We start from the raw sequence: 15815 nt of genomic DNA, 5'->3' as shown, positions 1-15815 counted from the left end.
CTTATTTCCCCACGAGCAGATAGGCCCAGAACAGGGCAGTGAAAGTGATCGAGGCGAAGAAGGTCAGCCAGGAGCCGGCCCGGTTGGTCTTCAGCTCGAAGCCGGCGCCTGCATCCATCACGAAATGGCGGATGCCGCTGGCCATGTGCTGGAACAGCGACAGGGTCAGGCCGATGCCGAAGACATAGCCGATGATGTTGAGCTTGCCGTCCGCCAGGGTGAAGATGTCGGTGAAGGACGCATAGGCTTCCTTGCCGCCAGCCAGCGCCGCGAGCCACCACACGAGCAGGATCGTGCCGACCGTCGCCAGTCCGTCGCCGGTCACGCGGTGCAGGATCGAGACGGTCATATGGACGCCCCATTTCCACGCCGTCAGATGCGGCGAGATCGGTCGGGCGGGGTTGCGTGGGCTAGCCAAGGCGGGAAATCCTCTCGGGCGGTCAGTGGCGCCGTATTAGTCCGCGCGTGCTGCGATGCAAGGCGGATTGGACGTTAGCGGCGGTGCGGATGGGGGCGTTGGCGCCAAGTAGGGCGGTAGAAACGGCGTTGGAGAATGCGCGGCGGTGCGATCGACTGGCAACTATTCGCTGAATTTTGCGACCCACTTGCGAGTGGGCCAAAATCGAGCGGTTCTTGGCGCCTGTGCGCTCGTTATTTGAAGGGTGCACACGGGTTCTTGGGTTGCACTTTCGAGATGCGGTTGGAGACGCGTTACTCGACGATGGCATGATTGCCGCTCGACTTGGCGAATTACGCGAGGGGTATCGGGAGTTCATGGCGCTTTACTTGCCTCTATTTGCCGCACTGATGTGACCGGCATGTGCTGGGCGACTTCAGCAGATCGTGACGGCAAAGTGAATCACCCGCGGATTGTGGGCGCCAAGAGTCGCGCTTCAGGCTCCAAAAAAGCGACTGCTCTAAGCTCCCCTACTTCCCCGGCGACGGTCAGGGTCCAGTTTTGGGCAACGCAAAAGAGGTAGCGCTGCGCGTCGTCACAAGGGCCTTCCCAACTGGACCCCGGCCGTCGCCGGGGAAGCACTTGTTGTCAGGCTAGCTCTCCACATCCCCGACAACGCCTGTAGACGATGGATGCCGGAACATGTCCGGCATGACGAAGTAGAGCGATGGCGGCACTATTCCGCCGACTTCCTAACTCGCCTTTCAGTGACGTGAGCGGAATTTCCAGAATTCGGTGGGGCCGCCCCCGTTCGCCCCAGCCTGGCTCTACGAGTCCGTTATCGCCGGCGGCGACTCGGCCGTAATCTCCGGCACCGTGTCCGGCGATGCCCCCCGTTCCGTGAGGATATGGTCGATAAGCCCCCATTCGAGCGCCTCCTCCGCCGTCATGAAGGTGTCGCGATCCAGCGCGCGTTCGACCTCCTCATAGGTGCGCCCGCAATGCTCGGCATAGAGCCTCGTCATGCGGTGCTTGGTCTTTCCCACTTCCGCGGCATGAATGAGGATATCGGATGCCTGCCCCTGGTATCCGCCCAGGGGCTGATGAACGTGCAGGCTCGCATTGGGCAGCGCGGCACGCTCGCCAGGCTGGCCCGCCATCAGCAGAAACGACCCCATGGAACGGGCCGTCCCCATGCATAGGGTGTGCACCGGCGCCCTGATGTATCGCATGGTATCGTACATCGCGAGACCGCTGGTGATGACGCCGCCGGGAGAATTGATGTAGAGCTGGATCGGTTTCTTCGGATTCTCGGCTTCCAGGAAAAGCAATTGCGCGCAGACCAGCGCTGATACGGTATCGTTGACCTCCCCGTTGAGGAAGATGATCCTCTCGCGAAGAAGGCGGGAATAGATGTCGAAGGACCGTTCTCCCCGACTTGATTGCTCGATGACCATAGGGACGAGTTGCATCGCTTCGCGCACGGGCGAATTCCTTTCCTTCCGAAATTTCCGGGGCCGGGGCGGCGGTGTCAGGCTGCGCGCAGGAGGCAGGACCAGTTGTTGTTCGCCGCCCTTGGCGGCCGGCTGCCCAGCCGTGCGTCCGCCAATCCGTGGATAATTCTCAGCCTGGTACCCCCCTCCGCGTTGGGCGTGAGCTGGAACGTCACCACGCTTTCGAGGAAGGGCGGTTCGCCGTCCCGCATCCTGTAGCGAATTTCCTCGCCTGGCGCCGAGGAGACCGGTGCCATGTCAGCCAGGTCTCCTTTCGGCAGCCACGTCTCGCGAAAGGCGGGGATGCTGATCGCCCGCCAGACCTTTTCGGGTGACGCGTCGAGGTCATAGTCGAGCACGAGGTCCGCCGCGCTTCCGCCCTTCATGTCGTTCATTGGTCCATGTCCTTCAGCAAGGTCTTCAGGGCGTCGACGCGGGCCGGCCAATAGGCGCGATACTTCGTCAGCCATCCGGCGATGAGCGCCAGGCCATCGGGATCGACCTCGTAGTTCACGAAACGGCCCTGCCGCTCTTCCCGCACCAACCTCGCATTGCGCAGAACCGAAAGGTGTTGGGACATCGCCGGCTGGCTGATCGTCATCCCCTCGCGCAAGGCGCTGGCGTTCATGCTTCCGCTCGCCAGCTTCTCGAAGATCGCGTAGCGGGTGGGGTCGGCCAGCGCCTTGAAGATATCGCTCTGGATCATGCCGACACATAAGCACACACTTATCTGATTCGCAAGCGCCGCGCGGACCGGAACGGTTTTACGCGCAAATCGGCACTACTTCCTAACTCGCCTTTAACCTTATCCCGATAGCTCATCTGCAGAACCGCCTCGAAGCGGATGGTCGACAGATACGGAGTTTAGCCCTTGACCCCCAGTGACTTGCCCGCCCCCGGCACGATTGCCGCCAAGGTGGATATCGCGGCCAGGCTTCGCGTCTTCGACGTCGACGGGTCGCTGGCGCGCGCGAGTCGCGAGGCGTGGGCCGTGATCGAGCCGGAAGTCCGGTCGATCTCCGAAGGCTATTGGCAGCAATGGCTGCGCTGCTTCGCCGACGAGCGCGTCTGGGCGCCGCACGAGACCGAGAAGATGATCGAGGTCGGTTGCGTGTTCTTGAAGAACCGCTTCCTCGACACGACCGGCCGGGCCTGGATCGAATCGGTCGAACGGTCGGTCGCCGCCGCCTTTGTCGGCGACGTGTCGCCGCTCGCCCTGCTGTCGATGATCAACGCGAGCGACCGGGTCGCGCTGGGCGTGATCACGCGCAACCGCGACGATGCCCGCCTGCCGGTGCTGGTCGACACCTTGATGCGCCTGTCCGCGCTCGAGGGCGAGATCACCGTCGCCATTTATAATTCCTACCGCGAATATCTCGCCCAGGGCGGGCGCGACAAGCTCGCCGCCGAATTCCGCGACGGCATCGCGCAGATGGTCGAAAGCGCGACTCAGGAATCGAGCGTGCTGCGCGGCCAGTCGCTCCGCACCTCCACCTCGGCACGGGGCATGCTGGGCAAGACGTCCGAAGTCGCCGCGGCCGCCGAACAATCCGCCGTCGCGATGCGCGAGGCGGCGCAGACCGCCGCCGGCCTGATCCGTGCGATCGAGGATGCGCGCACCGAAGTCGAGGCAGCCGCCGAGATCGCCACCCGCGCCTCGAGCCAGGCCGGGCTTGCCGTCGGCATGTCCGAGACCCTGTCCGACCATGCGCAATCGATCGAATCGATCCTCGGCCTGATCCGCGACATCGCGGGCCAGACCAATCTGCTGGCGCTCAACGCCACGATCGAGGCCGCCCGTGCCGGCGATGCCGGCCGCGGCTTCGCGGTCGTCGCGCAGGAAGTGAAGAGCCTGGCCAACCAGACCGCCCGCGCCACCGACGACATCGCCGCGAAGATCGCCGCGATCCAGTCCGCCACGCGCTCCACCGTCGACACCAATGCCTCGATCAAGGCGACCGTGTCCGAGGTGCAGGAATCGGCCAACCGAATCCGCTTCGCCATGGAGGCGCAGGCGCAGACCGTGACGGCGATCACCGCCGCGGTCGACGAGACGGCGCTCGCCGCCGATTCGATGTCCAACACGATCGCCGCCATCCGCGAGGACACCGAAACCGTCGCCTCGGACATCGAACGCGTCGGCCAGGGATTCGATTCACTGGATGGTAGGCTTGGTACGCTCAAGAACAGCGCGGGCGAATTCGTCGCCAAGGTTGCTGCGTGAGTCCAGGACTCGTGAGTGTCGGGAGGATGACTGAATGGCGCAAGAAGGCGCGGGCACCATAGGGGGCTGGAGCGGCGATTCGCGCTCCATTGCCGAGCATGTCGCGAATTACGACTGGGACGGGGCGATCGCCCCGGCCGCAGCCGAGATCGCGCGCCTGATCGATGGCAGCGAGGAGGCCATCGCCGCCGCCTTTTGGGAACATTATCTGTCGCTGCCGGTGGTGGCGCACCTGCGCCCGCATCTGGGGCCGGAGCAGCTCGCCAGGCGCATCACCCGCAGCGCCGAATATACCCGCGCCAAATATCGGCGGCCGTTCGACGATGCGTGGATGCTGATGGCGTTCAGGCATGCGGAAGGATCGCACAAGCTCAACATCCCGCTTCAGGCCCTGCTGTCGTCGCTGAGCTTCGCGCACAGCCGCTCGCTCGAGGTGATCGAGCAGAAGATCGGCACGGACACCAAGCGCTTCCGCGAAATCTCCGACGTGATCCAGCGCCTCGGCCTGGTCGAGGCCGATGTGATGGCGTCGCATCTCGGCGCGCGCGACGTCGAGCGCACGCGCGAGGAGCGCCGCGCGCGGTCCGCCCATTTCAGCGAGAGCATCGCCCAGTCGATCGAGGGCACCGCCTCGCTCGGCAACCGCATCCGGGTGCAGGCGCATCGCGCCTCGGCCTCGGCGCGGGGGATGCTGGGCAAGACCTCCGAAGTCGCCGCCGCCGCCGAGCAATCCGCCCTCGCCATGCGCGAGGCGGCACGCACCGCCGCCGGGCTGATCCGCGCGATCGAGGATGCGCGGGGCGAAGTGGAGGCTGCGGCCGAGATCGCCACGCGCGCCTCGAGCCAGGCGGGCGAAGCCGTGAGCATGTCCGAGACGCTGAGCGGCCATGCCCAGTCGATCGAATCGATCCTCAGCCTGATCCGCGATATTGCCGGCCAGACCAACCTTCTCGCGCTCAATGCCACGATCGAAGCGGCGCGCGCCGGCGACGCCGGCCGCGGCTTTGCAGTGGTGGCGCAGGAAGTGAAATCGCTCGCCAGCCAGACCGCACGCGCGACCGACGACATCGCCAGCAAGATCGCCGCGATCCAGTCCGCCACGCGATCGACCGTCGACACCAACGCGTCGATCAAATCGACCGTTGCCGATGTGCAGGAAAGCGCGAACCGCATCCGTTTCGCCATGGAAGCTCAGGCCCAGACGGTCACCGCAATCACCGCCGCGGTCGACGAGACGGCGCTTGCCGCCGATTCCATGTCCAACACCATCGCCACGATTCGCGAGGACACCGAAAGCGTGGCGACCGAGATCGATGCGCTGGGCCGCGAGTTCGGCGAGGTCGACGATCGGCTGAGCGGGCTCAAGGGCGCGGCGGATACCTTCTCGGCGAGTGTGGCGGCTTAGGCATCAGCCTGGCATGTAGCTACGATCCAGGCGGACAGGCAGGCGGCCTTTTGTTCCTTTCGCCAGGGCTTGCCTGCCGTTGCGCCGAGGCCCTTGAGGCGCGAGGCGATCTCTGTCGATGACAGACCGAGCGCGTCTTGCGCGAGATCGGGAAGCGATTTCTCGTCCGGCTCGACCCAGCCGATTCGGCACTGCTCCAATCCGAACCGGAGCGCCTCGCGGACGGCAAGTCCTTCGGCGACGGGCACATGATCTGCCCAGGCAAGGCTATAGTCGAGCAGGCTGGTGACCCAGCCGGCGCGATTGGCGATGAGCCCAGCGACGACCTTGTCGCGGCCTATGTCCCCGAGTTGACGGACGATATCCCGCAGGCCCTTCGCCGCGAGCTGATCCTGGCACCCCCGCCCTTGCGCCACGGCAGCCGCGGCTTCGGCCGAAGCCTTGCCGTCAGGACCACGCGCCATCCCCGCCGCGACGGCATAGGGTTCGAGCGATAGACGGTCGCCCTCGCTATGGGTCGCCAGGAAAGTGGAGAGCAGGATGCGAGGTTCGCCCTGGTCGATCGCGAGAGCGACGACCACGGCACCGCCTTTGAGCGCCCGCAGCCCGAGGCCGACAAGAAGCCCGCCCTTCCGTTGTTCGCTCATGCAGCCCCCTTTCAACGATTGAAACCGACGCTCCCTCCCGATGAAGGTGCAGCTGCCAATTGCCCCCGGAGATTGCGCAATATTCCCTCCGGCACCGGCTCCAGTTCCTGCGCCGGCTTGCCCCGGCGCAGGCGCTCGCGATCCCGCTCGGGTGGTTCGACCCGGCGGACGCGCACCGGCGCCTGGCCCTGCGCCTTCATGCCGAGCAGGTCGGCCGCGCCTTGCGACAGGTCGATGATCCGCATGCTCCGCGCGAACGGCCCGCGGTCGTTGACCCGGACGAGGATGCGCCGCCCGGTATCGAGCGCGGTCACTTCGACATAGGTGGGCAGCGGCAGGGTCGTGTGCGCGGCGGTGATCCAGTCGGGCCGGAAGCGCTCGCCATTCGACGTGCGGTTGCCGGATTCATTGCCGTACCAGCTCGCATAGCCGAGCATGTCGTACCCCGGATCGGCGGCGGGAACGTAAAGGGTGCCGCGCACCTGATAGGGTTGGCCGATCTTGACCGGCAGGTCGCTGACGGGGCGGAAATCGCCGCCGGCGCAGGCCGACAGCATCAGCGGGGCGGCCGCTCCGATACCCGTTAGCGTCGCCCGAAAACCCCGCATAGGCAGGACCTTATACGGCGCCGGCGCTGGCTTGAAGCCCCTGCGCCAGCATTCCACCCGGAACGGCTGTTATCCCGTCGCTCGGAAGCCGGCGCTTGACAGCCGCCGCCAGGTCCGGGGCGACACCGCGATAGGGCATCACATAATAGCCGCGAACGCCGAACGCGTTGACCCATTGGGCGCGAAGCGACAGCCTGACCCGGTCGATCCGCCCGTCGTGGCGCGTGCCGGCGATGGCGAATTGAGTCGGCAGTGGTCTGTGGCGAGGCGGAACCCATTATCCCCCGGCAGCGGGGGTGACGCGGGCGGGTGGGCGCGGCTATGCCCGTCGCCATGACCAACATCCTCCTCACCGGCAGCAGCCGCGGCATCGGCGCGGCGATCGCGAGCGCCCTCACCCTTCCCGACGTCTCCCTGGTCGGCCATGGCACGGCGAGCGGCATCCCCGCCGACTTCGCCGATCCGGCGGGGCCGCAGGCGCTGTGGAACGCGGCGCTGGAGCAGCTCGACGGGCGGATCGACGTGCTGATCAACAATGCCGGGGTGTTCGAGGCCAACCCGCTCGACCGGCCGCACGACGATTGGGTCGCGGACTGGGAACGCACCATGCGCATCAACCTGACCGCCTCCGCCGAATTGTGCCGGCTGGCGGTGCGGCACTGGCAGGAGCGTGCAACGGGGGGCCGCATCGTCAACATCGCCAGCCGCGCCGCCTATCGCGGCGACAGTCCGGCGCACTGGCATTATGCCGCGTCCAAGGCGGGCATGGTCGCGATGACCAAGTCGATCGCGCGCGGCTATGCCGCCAAGGGCATCCTCGCCTTCGCGATCTGCCCGGGCTTCACCATGACCGGCATGGCCGAGGAGTATCTGTCGAGCCGCGGCGGCGAAAAACTGCTCGCCGACATCCCGCTCGGCCGGGTCGCGATGCCGGAAGAAGTGGCCGAGGCGGCGCGCTTCCTCGCCCTGGAAGCGCCGGCATCGATGACCGGCGGGGTGATCGACGTGAACGGCGCCAGCTATGTCCGCTGAGCCGGGCCGCGCTATTGCCGCGCGCGGAAGGTCAGGCCGATGGTCCTCGGATCGCTCGGCGTCGCGAGGATCAGGCCTGAATTGCCCGCCTGGATCGTGACGTTCTGGATATAATCCCGGTCGAACAGGTTGCGCGCGAACACCGCCAGTTCCCAGCCATGGCCGCTGCGGATGCCGATGCTGCCGTTCACCACGGTATAGCCGGGGATCACGGTGTAGCGCGAGCCGGTCGGGTCGCCGAACTGCTTCGTCTTGGCATTGGCGTCGAGATGGACGAACGCCTTGCCGCCGCTGCCGAACCCGGGAACGGCATGGGCATAATCCGCCCCGACCGTGGCCGACCATTTCGGCAGTCCGGGCAGGCCGACGCCGCTGAGATTGCAGGGCGCGGCGGCGTTGCCGATCAGTTCGATCGGGCACGGGCCGTTCGGATATCGCACATATTTGCCATCGGCATAGGCGACTGAGGCGCGCAGCGAGAGATCGCGGGCGACCAGAGCGGTGGCGTCGGCCTCGAACCCCTTGACCGTCACCAGCGGGATATTGGCGAGATAGGTGCGCAGCGCGACGGCGGCGCGGGTGTCGCTGACGTTCGTCTGGAAATCGGTGACCCGGGTGTAATAGCCGTCGATGTTGAAGATCAGCCGGTTGTCGAACAGTGTCGTCTTCAGGCCGATCTCATAGGCGGTATTCTGCTCCGGCTTCACCACCGCGGTGCCCAGCGCGGGTAGATTCTGGTCGTTGAGCGGCAGGCCCGACATGTTGATACCCCCCGACTTCGCCCCGCGCGCGAAGCTGGCATAGCCGAGGACGGTGTCGGTGACCTGCCAGGCGATGTTCGCGCGGCCGGTCAGGGCGCCGTCGCCGATCGTCGCGGCATAACTCTGCCCGCGCAGGATCGACAGCTTGGCGTTGACCAGCGCGGTGTTGGAGGTGGCGAGGCCGCCGAACACGAAGGTGTTGTAGCTGCCCTTCTTGTCCTCATAAGTGTAGCGGAGGCCCGCGGTCAGCGTCAGGCGATCGACCGGGCGCCAGTTGACCTCGCCGAATGCGGCATAGCTGTTCGACTGGAAATCGGTGCGGCCATCGGTGCCGTAACCGTCGAGCAGATTGGCCGGCACCGGCGTGGCGTTGGCGCCGGCGGTCGGCCCGATCAGCCAATAGGCGGCCTGCGGCCCATAGATCGAGATCGGCCGGCCGATCACGCGCTGGCGGAAGAAATACAGGCCGCCGACATAGCTGAGCGGGCCATTGCCGTTCGAGGCGACGCGCAGTTCCTGGCTGTACTGGTCCTGCCGCGACGGGATGTGCTGCACCATCTGGATCGGGATGCCGGTATAGTCGCGGTCATTGGCCGCATCCCAGTTCCAGAAGCGCCAGGCGCTGACCGAGGTGAGCGTGACCGGGCCGATATTCCAGTCGGCGATCGCCGAGACCCCGCCTTCATTGGTGTCGACGCCGAGCGGTGCGTCGATGTCGGTCACGCGGTCATAGGGATTGAGGCTGGGCGGCGCATAGCCGAGCCCGGCGGCGAGCGCTGGATATTGCCGCGACAGGGTGCGCAGCGAGGCGGGCCGTTCCGCCACGCGGTAATAGACCTGGGTGCAGCAATTGCTCTCGAAATTGGTGAAGTCGGCGATCAGGCGGAGCTGGAACAGCTCGGACGGCTTGTAGAGCAGCTGTCCGCGCACCGCCTGGTTGCCGATGCCGTTATGGTCCTGCCCGGTGCGCACATTGTCGATCACGCCGTCGCGGCGGGTGACCACCGCCGAGATCCGCGCCGCCAGCACATCGCTGATCAGCGGGCCGGACGCCGCCACCTTGGCCTGGACGAAATTGAAGCTGCCGACCGAAAGCTCCTCGGTCGCCTCGGGCGTGAAGGTCGGCAGGCGCGTGGTGATGTTGATCGCGCCGGCGGTGCTGTTCTTGCCGAACAAGGTGCCCTGCGGCCCGCGCAATATCTCGACCTGGGCGATATCGCTGAAATCGAACGCGGCGGTCGCGGGGCGGGCATGATAGACCTGATCGACATAGAAGCCGACGCCCGGCTCGAGCCCGTCATTGGCCTGGCTCACCGCGACCACGCTGCTGCCGAGCCCGCGAATGGTGAAGGCGGTGTTGCGCGGGTTGGCCGAGCTGTAGTTGAGCGCCGGCACCAGTTGCGACAGCTGCTGCGTGTTCACGGTATAGGACCGGTCGAGCAATTCGCCATCGACCACCGACAGCGACCCGGGAATATGCTGCGCATCCTCCGCGCGGCGGCGCGCCGTGACGGTGACCTCGCCGAGCGCGGGATCGCTGTCCTCGTCAACGCGCACTGCCGCGGATGCCGGGGTCGCGACGGTCTGCGCCCCGGCGGGCGCCGCATGGCCCATGAGAAGAAACGCCAGCGCAGTGCCCGACCGAAAATAGTCCATCGAAATCCCCTTTGCCCGACCTGCCATCCGGCTTCTCGTCGAATCACTATATACGGCCGTATATAGTTCTAGCCGGTCGGGGCAAGCCGGTAGCACCGGGGATCGCGTATCGGCGGGGTATCAGATCTTGCGGATGGTTCGGGAGGCGGTGCCGGCGCTCATTCCACCATGCGACTATAGACGAAGTCCCGCGCCGCCTGGGTGACATGGCAGCCATGGCAGCGCACGGCCATGGCGGGATCGCGATCGCCGAGCCGCTGGCCGGTGCCGGCGGCGAATTCCTCATAGCCCCAGCCGCCCGTGGCGGGGAACGCGTCCGCGTCCTTTTCCATCACGTCGATGAAGCGCCGCCCGGCCGCAACGCTGTGGTGGCCGGTCGCCGCCAGATCGTGGAGATCGAACACGATGACGGCGCCGTCGGGAAAATGCCCGGTGCGATAGCCCTGCATCGCGAGCGCATTGGCGTAGATATGGTAGATTCCGCGATAGCGGCCATAGGGCGCGTGCTCGGGATCGTTGATCGCCGTCTTCACATGCGTCCAGGTCCGGAAACCCTCGGGGTGCCCGATCGTTCGCGGCGGCAAGGCCTGGCCGATCGACAACAGGCCCAGTACGGAAACAGCGCTTGCCACCTTCAACATCGATCCACCCCGCCCTGCCCGCTCGAAGCAGCATGCTGTGACCCGGGCAGATCCTCATGCCCATCCGCTTCAGGTCCAACGATCCTTTCCTGGCGCCGAACGCGATGCCGGACGGGGCGAGCGGTCGCCTGGGCGCGGCGGCCCGTTTTCGCAGCCCCCGATCTTGTTGCGGCCCCATTCTTCTGCTTGGCGGCTCCGCAGGAACGGAGAAACCTGATGGCCGAGAGCTGGAAGCTCACCTTGCCCTGCACCCGCGACGAGGCGGAGGCGATCGATTTCGAATCGGCAGCGCTCGCCGCGCTCGATCCGGCGCCGGTGCTGCTGACCAGCGAGGAGGTGGAGGACGATCCGCTGAGCTGGCGGCTCGACGCCTTTTTCGACGGCAAGCCCGACGCGGCGACCATAGCGGCCGTGCGGGCGCTGGTGCCGAGCGGGGCGGCGAGCAACGCCAAACCCGAACCGGTCGTGGAGCAGGATTGGGTGACCTTGAGCCAGGCCGGGATCGAGCCGGTCCATGCCGGGCGTTTCTATATCCACACCGAGGCCAATCGCGGGACGGTGCCGCCGGGCACGCGCGCGTTCCGGATCGAGGCGAGCAGGGCGTTCGGGACGGGGCAGCACCAGACGACCACGGGCTGCCTGCTGACGCTCGACGGACTGAAGCGGCGCGGGGCGACGTTCCGCAATATCGTGGATGTGGGGACGGGCACGGGGCTGCTCGCCTTTGCCGCGATGCATCTATGGCCGCGCGCCTATGCGACGGCGTCCGATATCGATCCGGCGTCGGTCGAGGTGACGGCGGACAATGCCGATCTCAACGGCGTGGCGCTGGGGCATGGCAAGGGGCAGCTCGCGCTGGCGGTCGCCTCCGGTCTCGATCATGGGCTGATCCTGCGGCGGGCACCGTACGACCTGATCGTCGCCAATATCCTGGCCGGGCCGCTGATCGCGCTGGCACCGGCGATCGCAGCAGCGCTCGAACCGGGCGGGACCCTGGTGCTGGCGGGGCTGCTCGAGACGCAGGCGGCGGCGGTGGCGCGAGCCTATCGGCGGGAGGGACTGTTCCTCGCGGGACGGACCCGGATCGGGGACTGGCCGACGCTGAAGTTGCGCAAGCGGCAGCGGTTTGGGTGGCGCAGGCCGGTGCGGGATAGCGGGAAGACGGCGGAGACCCCGGGATTCGGGAGCTGGTAGTTCTGTTCCTCCCCGGAACGGGGAGGAATTAAGGGTTGGCCGCCTTCTCCAGCGCATAGGCTTGCGTGCCATGCGTCAGCACCATGTCATCCGGCAGGATCTCCGCCACCGGCACATCCGGCTCAGCCATGATCTCGGCATAGAGCGGCGCAAAATCCGTTTCCACCGTCACCCGCAACAACTCGTCGAAGCTTGGGATCACGAAGTAATTCTGCTGGAAATCGTCGATCCGGTATTCGGTGCGCATCACCCGCTTCAGATCGAAGGCGATGCGGTTGGGGCTTGGATCGTCGAGCGCGAAGCGGCTTTCCGCGAAGCTCGAGACGATGCCCGAGCCATAGATGCGCAGGCCCTCGGGCTCGGCGATCAGGCCGAATTCGACCGTGTACCAATAGAGCCGGGCGAGGTGCTTGAGCGCGCCCAGTTCCAGCGCGCGCTGGCCGCCGCGGCCATAGGCTTCGAGATAATCGGCGAACACGGGGTCAGCGAGCATCGGGACGTGGCCGAACACGTCATGGAACACGTCCGGTTCCTGCAGATAATCGAGCTGGTCGGGCCGGCGGATGAAATTGCCCGCGACGAAGCGCCGATTGGCCATGTGATCGAAGAACACGTTGTCGGGCACGAGGCCCGGCACCGCCACGACCCGCCAGCCGGTCAGGCCCATCAGCCGTTCGGACAATTCCTCGAAATCGGGGATGCCGGGCTTTGAGAGCTTGAGCACGTCCAGCCCGCGCAGATAGGCCTCGGACGCTCGGCCGGGGAGGAGTTTTGCCTGGCGGTCGAACAGCGTGTCCCACACCGCATGCTCTTCCGCGGTGTAATGGGACCAGTCCTGCGGGACGGTCCAGTCGGGTGCCGCGCCTTCGGGCGGGCGATCGAGAACATGCGTTTCTTCGGTCATCGAATTACCCTATCACACTCACGATGCCGCCGAAAATCCACCCGCTCCGGAACGGTGCACGGCTGATCGGGGCGGCGTTCGCGGGGCTGGTCGGGATCCTGCTGGCCTATGCCGCGGCCGGAATGGTCGGCGGGGCGCTGCCCTCCAATAGCGCCTGGACCCAGCCCGAGTCGGGCGTGCGCATCTATGTCGAGAGCAACGGCGTCCATACCGGCATCGTCCTGCCGCAGGTCGGCGGGGGCGAGGATTGGCGCGACCTGCTTCGCCCGGAGGACCTGCGCGACCCGCGCTATGCCCGGTACAGCCATGTCTCGATCGGCTGGGGCGACCGGACCTTCTATCTCGAGACGCCGACCTGGGCCGATGTGAAGCCGCTGACCATCCTCGCCGCGGCGGCGGGCAGCGAGCGCACGGTGATGCATGTGGACCATGTGCCCGAGCCGCGCGTTGATGCCGATACGCGCAGCATCCTGCTGCGTCCCGAGGAGTATCGCCGCCTTGCCGCCTTCATCCGCGCGAGCTTCCGGAGCGAGAACGGCCAGCGGCCGGCGCATCAGGTCGGCTATGGCAATTACGACGCCTTTTACGACGCGCGGGGCCGCTACAGCGCGGTCCGGACCTGCAATGCCTGGACCGGCGACGCGCTACGCCATGCCGGCGTGCGGGTCGGCGCCTGGACGCCTTTTCCCGTGACGGTGCTTGGATGGTTCAAATGATGACGAGCGAGACCAGGGCGCCTTCCCTGCTGCTCTGGGCGATGGAGCTGCCGCGCGGGGCGCTGGGGCTCGGGCAACTGTTCTGGGACCGGCATATGCTCGCCGCAGGGCCGAAGGGGGATGGGCGGCCGATCCTGGTCCTGCCTGGGCTGGTCAATGCCGACCGGTCGAATTTCGCGATGCGGAACTATCTCAACCGGCTCGGCTACCGCGCTTATGGCTGGGGGCTGGGGCGCAATTTCGGCGCGCGTGCGATCGGGCCGGAGGGCGAGAAGCTGTTCGAGCGGATTCGCGAAATCCATGACGAGACCGGCGAGAAGATCACGCTGATCGGCGTCAGCCTGGGCGGGATCATGGCGCGCATGGCGGCACACCGCGTGCCCGAGCTGGTGCGCGAGGTGATTACGGTCAGCTCGCCCTTCGCCGGCAGCCCCCGCGCGACCAATGTGTGGCGCGCCTTCGAATGGCTGACCGGCGACCGCATCGACGATCCGAAGGTGGTGGCACTGGGGCACGAGGTGGCCGAGCCCCTGCCCGTCCCCGCGACGGCGATCTGGAGCGCGAGCGACGGGCTTGTCAACGGCGCGATCTGCCAGGAACCGGGCTGCCGCAGCGTGGAGGTGCGGAGCAGCCATATGGGTGTGCAGGTGCGGCCCGAGGTGCTGCTGGCGATCGCGAAGATATTGGGCGGGGAATAGCTGCCCGTCTTCCACCTTGCCGGGTCTGGATTCCGACGGGTCAGTCCCGATCTTGCCCTTCCCTCTCGCGCTCGCGCCGGGCCTTGCGTTCTTCCTTCGCGCGCTTCGCTTCGTCCTTGCGCGCCTTGCGGCCGGCGTTGCGGTCGGCCTCGTCCTGGCTGGTCGTCGCCCAGTCGGCGGTCTGGCCGACCACCTTGACCGGCGCGGTGACGATACCGGCCACGGTCTTCACGCATCCGCCGGCGAGCAACGGGAGCAGAGCAGCCATGGGGAGCAGGAACTTGCGCATCGGGTTCTCTTTCACTGTGGGCGCTTGAGCCTGGCCCGGGCATCGCGGGCCTCAACACCGATACCGGCGAAATCCGTGAAGAAGCCGTCGATGCCAAGCTCCAGATAACGCTGGATTTCGTCCGAAAGACGGCCGTGACCGCGCGGATTCAAGCCGACCCGCATCGAGGACGGCAGGAAGAAATTCTCCGCGCGGAAGGTCCAGGGATGGACGCGCAGGCCCGCTTTATGAGCGTCGGCGACCAGGCTCGAGGGCAGGTCATTGCCCTTCATCACCATGTCCTTGTTGGGGCCGATGCCCCAGGCATAGGCGGCGATCGCCTTCAACCCCTCAGGCGTCGCCATCGCGGCATAGCTTGGCGCGGCACCGTCGGCCGGCGCGCCGTTCGAGTCCATCAGCTGGATCAGCCGGACGCCGGTCAGCTTGTGCAGCGCCTTCAAGTTGTTCACCTCGAACGACTGGATGAACACCGGCGCCTTCGCATCCTTCCAGCCCGCGGCATTCAGTTGCGCGACCAGCTTCTCGTTCGTCGGCAGGCCGATCGAGGCGAAATAGGTCGGGTGCTTGGTCTCGGGATAGATGCCGATGGCGCGGCCGCCGGCCGAGCGCTTCTTCGCCAGCGCGATCACCTCGGCAAAGGTCGGGATCTCGAACTGGCCGTCATATTTGCTATTGTCGGGCCGGAGCATCGGCAGCCGCTCCTTGGCGCGCAGCGCCTTCAGCTCGGCAAGGGTGAAGTCCTCGGTAAACCAGCCGGTATGCTTCTCGCCGTCGATCACCTTGGTCGTCTTGCGATCGGCGAATTCGGGGTGTTTCGCGACATCTGTCGTCTCGGTGATGTCGTTCTCGTGCCGGGCGACCAGCACACCGTCTTTCGTCGGCACCAGATCGGGCTCGATGAAATCGGCGCCCTGCTCGATCGCCAGCTCATAGGCGGCGAGCGTGTGCTCGGGGCGCATGCCGCTGACGCCGCGATGCGCGATGACGATGGGAGAGGAAAGCGGGGCGGGAGGCGAAAGCAGCGTCACCGGCGCGGTCTGCCCGATCGCGCCGGCGGGCGCCAGCGCAAGGAAAAAACCAGCAAGATTTCGCTTGCGCAACGACAGACGAAAAAGTTTCACTATGCTATCCATTACCGGAAACGATCCTT

General features: G+C 66.4%; 17 protein-coding genes. 6 read left to right on the top strand and 11 right to left on the bottom strand.

What is annotated here, in order from left to right; translation table 11 throughout:
- Position 1 precedes the first annotated feature (1 nt).
- The 4 genes from sdhC to AC1RT8_RS07755 all read right to left on the bottom strand — a co-directional run bounded on the left by sdhC (position 2) and on the right by AC1RT8_RS07755 (position 2596).
- Positions 2-418: a succinate dehydrogenase, cytochrome b556 subunit gene (sdhC, locus tag AC1RT8_RS07770; protein WP_493075035.1), complete on the bottom strand. Its 417-nt coding sequence runs from the start codon at positions 416-418 to the stop codon at positions 2-4.
- Between the two features lie 806 nt (positions 419-1224).
- Positions 1225-1869, bottom strand: coding sequence for an ATP-dependent Clp protease proteolytic subunit (locus AC1RT8_RS07765; RefSeq protein ID WP_493075567.1), 645 nt, complete (start codon positions 1867-1869; stop codon positions 1225-1227).
- A gap of 59 nt (positions 1870-1928) precedes the next feature.
- The gene (locus tag AC1RT8_RS07760) at positions 1929-2285 is read right to left on the bottom strand and encodes an SRPBCC family protein (protein ID WP_493075034.1); all 357 of its coding nucleotides are present in this window, start codon (positions 2283-2285) and stop codon (positions 1929-1931) included.
- Complete coding sequence (locus AC1RT8_RS07755) at positions 2282-2596, bottom strand: ArsR/SmtB family transcription factor (protein WP_493075033.1); 315 nt, start codon at positions 2594-2596, stop codon at positions 2282-2284. The genes AC1RT8_RS07760 and AC1RT8_RS07755 overlap by 4 nt, the downstream gene beginning before the upstream one ends.
- Positions 2597-2761: 165 nt before the next feature.
- On the opposite strand from AC1RT8_RS07755, the gene AC1RT8_RS07750 reads away from it, so the two are divergent.
- The gene (locus AC1RT8_RS07750; protein WP_493075031.1) at positions 2762-4114 is read left to right on the top strand and encodes a methyl-accepting chemotaxis protein; all 1353 of its coding nucleotides are present in this window, start codon (positions 2762-2764) and stop codon (positions 4112-4114) included.
- A gap of 34 nt (positions 4115-4148) precedes the next feature.
- Positions 4149-5519, top strand: a complete 1371-nt coding sequence (locus tag AC1RT8_RS07745; RefSeq protein ID WP_493075030.1) for a methyl-accepting chemotaxis protein — start codon at positions 4149-4151, stop codon at positions 5517-5519.
- Here the strand turns inward: AC1RT8_RS07745 and AC1RT8_RS07740 are convergent.
- Both AC1RT8_RS07740 and AC1RT8_RS07735 read right to left on the bottom strand, forming a co-directional pair.
- The gene (locus AC1RT8_RS07740; protein WP_493075029.1) at positions 5516-6166 is read right to left on the bottom strand and encodes a hypothetical protein; all 651 of its coding nucleotides are present in this window, start codon (positions 6164-6166) and stop codon (positions 5516-5518) included. The two genes, AC1RT8_RS07745 and AC1RT8_RS07740, sit on opposite strands and share 4 nt — an antisense overlap.
- Before the next feature lie 11 nt (positions 6167-6177).
- The gene (locus AC1RT8_RS07735) at positions 6178-6774 is read right to left on the bottom strand and encodes a septal ring lytic transglycosylase RlpA family protein (RefSeq protein WP_493075028.1); all 597 of its coding nucleotides are present in this window, start codon (positions 6772-6774) and stop codon (positions 6178-6180) included.
- A gap of 333 nt (positions 6775-7107) precedes the next feature.
- Between AC1RT8_RS07735 and AC1RT8_RS07730 the strand changes: the two genes are divergently transcribed.
- Positions 7108-7806 (top strand): SDR family NAD(P)-dependent oxidoreductase, encoded by a 699-nt coding sequence (locus AC1RT8_RS07730; protein ID WP_493075027.1) that lies wholly within the window; start codon positions 7108-7110, stop codon positions 7804-7806.
- A gap of 11 nt (positions 7807-7817) precedes the next feature.
- Here the strand turns inward: AC1RT8_RS07730 and AC1RT8_RS07725 are convergent, their stop codons facing one another.
- Together AC1RT8_RS07725 and AC1RT8_RS07720 are read right to left on the bottom strand one after the other, a co-directional pair.
- Positions 7818-10223: a TonB-dependent receptor gene (locus AC1RT8_RS07725; RefSeq protein ID WP_493075026.1), complete on the bottom strand. Its 2406-nt coding sequence runs from the start codon at positions 10221-10223 to the stop codon at positions 7818-7820.
- Between the two features lie 158 nt (positions 10224-10381).
- On the bottom strand, positions 10382-10855 hold the full coding sequence (locus tag AC1RT8_RS07720) for a cytochrome P460 family protein (RefSeq protein ID WP_493075025.1): 474 nt from the start codon (positions 10853-10855) through the stop codon (positions 10382-10384).
- Positions 10856-11080: 225 nt separating this feature from the next.
- Here AC1RT8_RS07720 and AC1RT8_RS07715 point away from each other — a divergent pair, with 225 nt between their 5' ends.
- Positions 11081-12058: a 50S ribosomal protein L11 methyltransferase gene (locus AC1RT8_RS07715; protein WP_493075024.1), complete on the top strand. Its 978-nt coding sequence runs from the start codon at positions 11081-11083 to the stop codon at positions 12056-12058.
- 28 nt (positions 12059-12086) lie between these two features.
- Here AC1RT8_RS07715 and phhA read toward each other — a convergent pair whose 3' ends face one another.
- Positions 12087-12962, bottom strand: coding sequence for a phenylalanine 4-monooxygenase (gene phhA / locus AC1RT8_RS07710; protein ID WP_493075023.1), 876 nt, complete (start codon positions 12960-12962; stop codon positions 12087-12089).
- Between the two features lie 23 nt (positions 12963-12985).
- On the opposite strand from phhA, the gene AC1RT8_RS07705 reads away from it, so the two are divergent.
- Together AC1RT8_RS07705 and AC1RT8_RS07700 are read left to right on the top strand one after the other, a co-directional pair.
- Positions 12986-13678 (top strand): TIGR02117 family protein, encoded by a 693-nt coding sequence (locus AC1RT8_RS07705; RefSeq protein ID WP_493075021.1) that lies wholly within the window; start codon positions 12986-12988, stop codon positions 13676-13678.
- Positions 13675-14376 carry an esterase/lipase family protein gene (locus AC1RT8_RS07700; RefSeq protein ID WP_493075020.1) on the top strand — a complete coding sequence of 234 codons (702 nt, stop codon included), beginning with the start codon at positions 13675-13677 and terminating at the stop codon, positions 14374-14376. The genes AC1RT8_RS07705 and AC1RT8_RS07700 overlap by 4 nt, the downstream gene beginning before the upstream one ends.
- Before the next feature lie 40 nt (positions 14377-14416).
- Here AC1RT8_RS07700 and AC1RT8_RS07695 read toward each other — a convergent pair whose 3' ends face one another.
- A complete protein-coding gene (locus AC1RT8_RS07695; protein ID WP_493075019.1) occupies positions 14417-14665 on the bottom strand; it encodes a hypothetical protein in 249 nt (82 codons plus the stop codon).
- Between the two features lie 11 nt (positions 14666-14676).
- On the bottom strand, positions 14677-15711 hold the full coding sequence (locus AC1RT8_RS07690; RefSeq protein WP_493075566.1) for a glycerophosphodiester phosphodiesterase: 1035 nt from the start codon (positions 15709-15711) through the stop codon (positions 14677-14679).
- Between the last annotated feature and the right edge of the window lie 104 nt (positions 15712-15815).

The organism is Sphingomonas sp. GW821-FHT10F11 (assembly GCF_058809095.1).
Note: the sequence above shows the minus strand (reverse complement) of the source record. Positions and strands in the feature narration are given on the sequence as shown.